The organism is Dialister sp. CAG:357, from assembly GCF_000435155.1.
Taxonomy (GTDB): domain Bacteria; phylum Bacillota; class Negativicutes; order Veillonellales; family Dialisteraceae; genus Dialister; species Dialister hominis.
Genome location: NZ_FR896413.1, coordinates 3,654 through 8,886, shown reverse-complemented (window position 1 = coordinate 8,886; position 5,233 = coordinate 3,654). Strand labels below are relative to the sequence as shown.

The 5,233-nt window shown below is 53.5% G+C and carries 5 protein-coding genes and 1 other annotated feature; of the genes, 4 read left to right on the top strand and 1 reads right to left on the bottom strand.

Annotated features, from left to right (window positions below; all coding sequences use genetic code 11):
- Nucleotides 1-93: 93 nt before the first annotated feature.
- Nucleotides 94-972, bottom strand: coding sequence for a LysR family transcriptional regulator (locus tag M3200_RS04135; RefSeq protein ID WP_022382278.1), 879 nt, complete (start codon nt 970-972; stop codon nt 94-96).
- Nucleotides 973-1,301: 329 nt separating this feature from the next.
- Here M3200_RS04135 and M3200_RS04130 point away from each other — a divergent pair, with 329 nt between their 5' ends.
- The 4 genes from M3200_RS04130 to mmuM form a co-directional block, all read left to right on the top strand.
- Nucleotides 1,302-2,210, top strand: a complete 909-nt coding sequence (locus M3200_RS04130) for a DMT family transporter (RefSeq protein ID WP_022382277.1) — start codon at nt 1,302-1,304, stop codon at nt 2,208-2,210.
- A gap of 69 nt (nt 2,211-2,279) precedes the next feature.
- Nucleotides 2,280-2,521 (top strand) — a binding site (T-box leader).
- Between the two features lie 47 nt (nt 2,522-2,568).
- Nucleotides 2,569-3,513: a homoserine O-succinyltransferase gene (locus M3200_RS04125; protein ID WP_022382276.1), complete on the top strand. Its 945-nt coding sequence runs from the start codon at nt 2,569-2,571 to the stop codon at nt 3,511-3,513.
- A 34-nt stretch (nt 3,514-3,547) separates the two neighbouring features.
- Nucleotides 3,548-4,357, top strand: coding sequence for a basic amino acid ABC transporter substrate-binding protein (locus M3200_RS04120; protein WP_022382275.1), 810 nt, complete (start codon nt 3,548-3,550; stop codon nt 4,355-4,357).
- Between the two features lie 10 nt (nt 4,358-4,367).
- Nucleotides 4,368-5,233, top strand: an 866-nt coding sequence (gene mmuM / locus M3200_RS04115; RefSeq protein ID WP_288178133.1) for a homocysteine S-methyltransferase, incomplete at its 3' end; no start/stop codon positions are given.

Below are 5,233 nucleotides of genomic sequence, written 5' to 3'. Positions count from 1 at the left end.
ACTATAAAAACAACACGAAATGTCCTATAAGCCGTATTTCCGAAATGCTCCATAAAAAAGAAGCCCCCGTCGGAGCTTCTCCATTGTTTCTTCTTATTCTTTTTCTCCTGCCAGGTGCGCTTTCATTTCCGCGATGAATTTCTTCAGGGCGGGGGAGGCGTCCCGGAGGGACGGGAGGGCGATGCCCAGGGTGATTTTTTCTTCCGGAACGAAGGGGCGTGTCACGACGTCTTCTTTCCAGTTCTCACTCACGAGCTCGTTGTTGATCGATACGCCCAGGCCGGCGGCGACCATGCGCCATGCGGTGTAGTTGCTGCTCGTCGTCAGGCGGAAGGTCGGATGGATGTCATGTTTCTCAAAGATGGCTTCCACGTCAGTTTCTGCATGAAGGGGCGGGCTGACGAAGTCGAGGCCGTCGAGGTCCTTGGGATGGACGGCTTCCTTTTCGGCAAGCTTGGAGTCTGCCGGAAGCCACACGAGCAACCTGTCTTCCATGAGCGGGATCCAGTCGCCCTTGTAGGAGCGGGGTTCGGAAAGGATGGCGCAGGAGAGTTCTCCGTCCTGCAGCGCTTCCAAAAGTTCACGGTTGCTTCCTTCCCTAAGGTGCACGGCTACATCGGGATAAAGATCGCAGTAGCGGTGAAGCACCGGCGGCAGCCAGACAGCAGCAGTGCTGGAATAGGATCCGATGAAAAGCTCGCCGGCTGTCAGGGAAAGGATGTCACAGCGGACAGCACGCGTCTTTTTCTCGGCAAGGAGCAGTTCCCTGATCGAGGGGAGAAGGCGCTTTCCCTCTTCCGTGAGCTGTACGCCCTGGCTGGTTCTGTGAAGAAGTGGGAAGCCCATCTCATTTTCAAGGCTGTCCATCATTCTTGTCATGCCCGAGGGTGAATAGCCTATCTTCTCTGCGGCAGCTGACAAGCTTCCCAGCCGGATGATGCTGAGAAGAGCAGCGTATTTGTTAGTGTCCATGGACAAGCCTCCTTCTTTGAGATATGGCACTCTTTTGTCCGCTTTATTTCTAAAGATACATCATATACATTATTTATAAGCTGTACTTGAGGGTGACAAAATCGTTATTATTTCGTTCTCTTTATTATAGCAAAAGAATAGATTTATAAAACAGGGAAATGCAAAATATTTGCATTAACGCTTGCCGGTATATCAAGGTTATATTGCGAAACTTGCTCTTCCGTCAATAAATCCGATGATATATACTCGATATCAAACAAGGTATACATAAAGTCCTAAAAAATCAAAAAATTTATCAGTTAGAATGCCGTACGAAAGAGGTGCTTTTCATGAGCGCGTCCGCAGCAAAGTGGCTCCTGGCATCTGTCATTGTGGCAAGGAGCTCGTCATTTCTGTTTTCCAAGTTCATGCTGGTCAGCATGAATCCCTTCGAGCTCTTAGGGCTCCGTTTCCTTCTGGCCTTTGCTTTCCTTCTTCTTGTTTACAGGAAACGCGTCATGCGCACGTTTTCCTGGGACATGGTCAGGAAAAAGGCCATCCTTGGCATCACGCTGGCACTTGGCATGGCGGCGGAGATGCTGAGCCTTAAGGAAACGGACGTCTACCTGACAGCCTTCCTGGAAAATATGGCGCTTGCGATCGTGCCGCTCCTCACCATGGCGGCTTTGCGGAAGCTGCCGTCCGGAAAAATCATAGCGAGTGTCTTCATCATTTCCGTCGGCGCCGGTTTCCTGACACTGAAAGGCGGTCGGCCGGACATTACGCCGGGCGTCATTTACGGTCTTCTGGCGGCGCTCAGCTATGCATTCTTCATTTTCCTGACAGCAAAGTATGTGAAAACGCTCGACCCTCTTTCCGTCGGCATATGGCAGATGGGTTTCATGAGCCTTTTCTGCGCCGTCTCTGCCGTTTCGGTCGGTACGATTACGGTGCCGGAGGAGGGGAGCACGATCCTGTACCTTCTGGCGCTCGTCTTCCTCTGCTCGTGCTTCGGCTTTACGTTCCAGCCGGTCGCGCAGAAGTACATGTCGGCTGAGGACGCAGGGCTCTTCTGTGCGCTCGATCCTCTCTTTGCGACGCTCTGGAGCATGATATTCCTTGCCGAGGATCCGGGGACGACGGGATTCATCGGAGCCTTCCTTGTGATTGCAGGGATCCTTCTGGCGGAAATGTCGGCGGAATCGGTGAAGAAGGTGCCCGGAAAACTGCTGCTCCTTGCCCGTGGAAAGAACAGATAGTGGGAATTGCGAAATTTCCTTTGCTCTCTTGACAGCCAAAAGGCGTAATGGTATAGTACAAATAATTTCAGACAGGCAGTGAAGAGAAGAGTACGCGGAAGGATACGCCAAAGAGAGCTCCGGTTGGTGAAAAGGAGCGCGGAGAGAATCGCGGAAGATGGCCTCTGAGCCTGGTGTGCCGAATGATGAGGCAGCCCGGGATCTCCCGTTACAGAGATGCGGTATCAAGGCTTTGGCCGGCGTACCTACGGAGGCTTTCGCGGCGACGCGGAGGCGAAATTGGGTGGTAACACGAATATCTCGTCCCTTTCATAGGGGATGGGATTTTTTTATGGGAATTTGAACAGGAGGTCTTACAGTGCCAATAAAAGTAGCAGACGGCATCGAAGCCGTAAGTGAACTGCAAAAGGAAGGTATCGTCACGATTGGGACAGAAAGAGCGAGGACGCAGGATATTCGTCCGCTGAAGATTCTGATTCTCAACCTGATGCCGATCAAGAAACCGACGGAAGTCCAGCTTCTCCGTCTTCTGGGCGACACGCCGCTCCAGCTGGATGTGGACTTCGCACACACGGTTTCCCGCGAAACGACGCATACCGACCGTTCCTACCTTGAGCAGAATTATCTGACATTCGATGATATCAAGGACAAGCGCTATGACGGCTTCATCATCACAGGCGCGCCGGTCGAAAAGATGGAATACGAGGAAGTCGATTACTGGCCGGAAATGCTGAAATACTTCGAATGGGCCGACAAGAATGTATTCTCCACGCTCCACTTCTGCTGGGCCGCACAGGCAGGCCTCTACCGTGACTACGGCGTACAGAAGAGGATCCTTCCGCAGAAGCTCTTCGGTATTTACCCGTACGGGCTTCAGGTGCCGTTCCATCCGCTCCTTCGCGGCTTTGACGACAGGTACTTCATCCCGCAGTCCCGCCACACATCGATCGATGATGCCAAGGTCGACGCCACGCCCGAGCTGATCGCTCTTTCCCGTTCCAAGGACAACGGCATCAATATCATTTCCGACAAGGAATCCCGCCGCGTCTTCGTTCTCGGCCACTTCGAGTACGACCTGCGCACGCTGGAGTGGGAATACAAGAGGGACCGTGATAAAGGCCTTCCGACAAAGCTTCCTGCCAACTATTATCCCTACGATGATCCGCAGGAACGCCCGCGCTTCGTATGGTGCAGCTATGCCCACCTTTTCTATCATAACTGGCTGAACTTCGTCTATCAGGAAACCCCTTACAGCTTGGACGATCTCGTGCCCTTCAACGTACATAATCCGCTTCACGTATAAGCGGATGAAAGGAAATTTCCCCGGAGGTGTTCTTATGAAACGGTTTTTGAAATGGTTTCTCCTCATCGTATCCTGCCTGACACTCGGCCTTGCTGCCGGCTGCGGCAATGGCACAGGCAAAGCGCCGGCTTCTTCTGCTCCTTCCAACAGTAAGGTCATCCGCGTCGGCATGGACGCAGCGTATCCGCCTTTCGGCTTCCAGAACACGGAAACGAAAGCGTATGAAGGCTTCGATGTCGATGTCATCCGCGCCATCGGCAAGGCAGAAGGCTTTGAAACGGAAGTCCACAACATTGCTTTCGACGGCCTGATCCCGTCTCTCCAGCCCGGCGTCATTGATACAGCCATCAACGATATCACCATCACCCCGGACCGCGAAAAATCCGTCGATTTCTCCAAGCGCTACTACATCGCAGGCCTCGGCGTCGTCGTCAAGGCAGACAATGATGCCATCAAGACCGCTGACGACCTCAAGGGCAAAGTCCTTGGCGTGACGATCGGCTCCACCGGCGAAGAAGCTGCCAGAAAGATCGAAGGCGCCAACGTGAAGGTCTACAACACCCTCTCTGATGCCTTCCTCGACCTCAAGCAGGGCGCTGTCGATGCTGTCGTGAACGATATCCCGACGAATGAATACTACGTCGCAAAGACAAGCGACCACTCCGTGAAGACCGCTCCTGTCGCTCTTACGAGTGAAGACCTGGGCATTGCCGTCAAGAAGGGAAATAAGGACCTCCTGAAGAAAATCGACGACGGCCTCGCCAAGATCAAGAAGAACGGCGAATTTGCTGCTATCTACAAGAAATGGTTCGACCGTGAACCGCCGGCTGAACTTTTGAAATAAGGAGGAAGCCATGATTGCTGAAATTCTGAAGAAATATCCATTCATCGTCCTGGACGGCGCTTTTTCCACCGAGCTCGAAAAACAGGGCTTTGCCATCAATGATGAACTCTGGAGCGCCATTGCTCTTTACAAGAACCCTGAGCTCGTCGAAGCTGTCCATCTGTCCTACTACGAAGCAGGCGCCGACATCGTGACGAGCGCGAGCTACCAGGCGACCGTCGACGGATTCGAGAAGAAGGGGTTCTCCAAGGAAGAAGCGGCATCCCTCATCCAGAGCTCCATCGCTCTCGTGCAGGATGCCAGGGATGAATACCTTTTCTCCCATGAAGAAGAAAACCGCCCGGCACCCCTGACCGCTGCCTCCGTCGGTCCTTACGGCGCTTACCTTGCTGACGGCTCTGAATACAGAGGGGACTATGGCAAGACGAGAGAAGAACTCGCCGATTTCCACAGAGAAAGAATCCACATTCTGGCGGAAGCAGGCCCCGATGTCTTTGCCTGTGAAACGATTCCCTGCCTCGTCGAAGCGCTGGCAGAAACCGACGTCCTTTCTGAAATCCCGGGCGCAGAAGCATGGATTTCCTTCTCCTGCAAGGACGGACTCCACACCTGCGGGGGCGACCTCATCTCCGACTGCGCCAAAGCGCTGAAGGATATCAAGGAAGTCGCTGCCATCGGCATCAACTGCACCGCGCCGCAGTATGTCGAATCCCTGATCAAGGAAATCGTCAAAGTCACCGACAAGCCCGTCGTCGTCTATCCGAACTCCGGCGAAGACTACGATGCAGGAAGCAAATCCTGGGAAGGAAGCGCGGCCAAGTATGAAGACTACGTGAAAATCTGGTACGAAGCGGGCGCCCGCCTCATCGGAGGCTG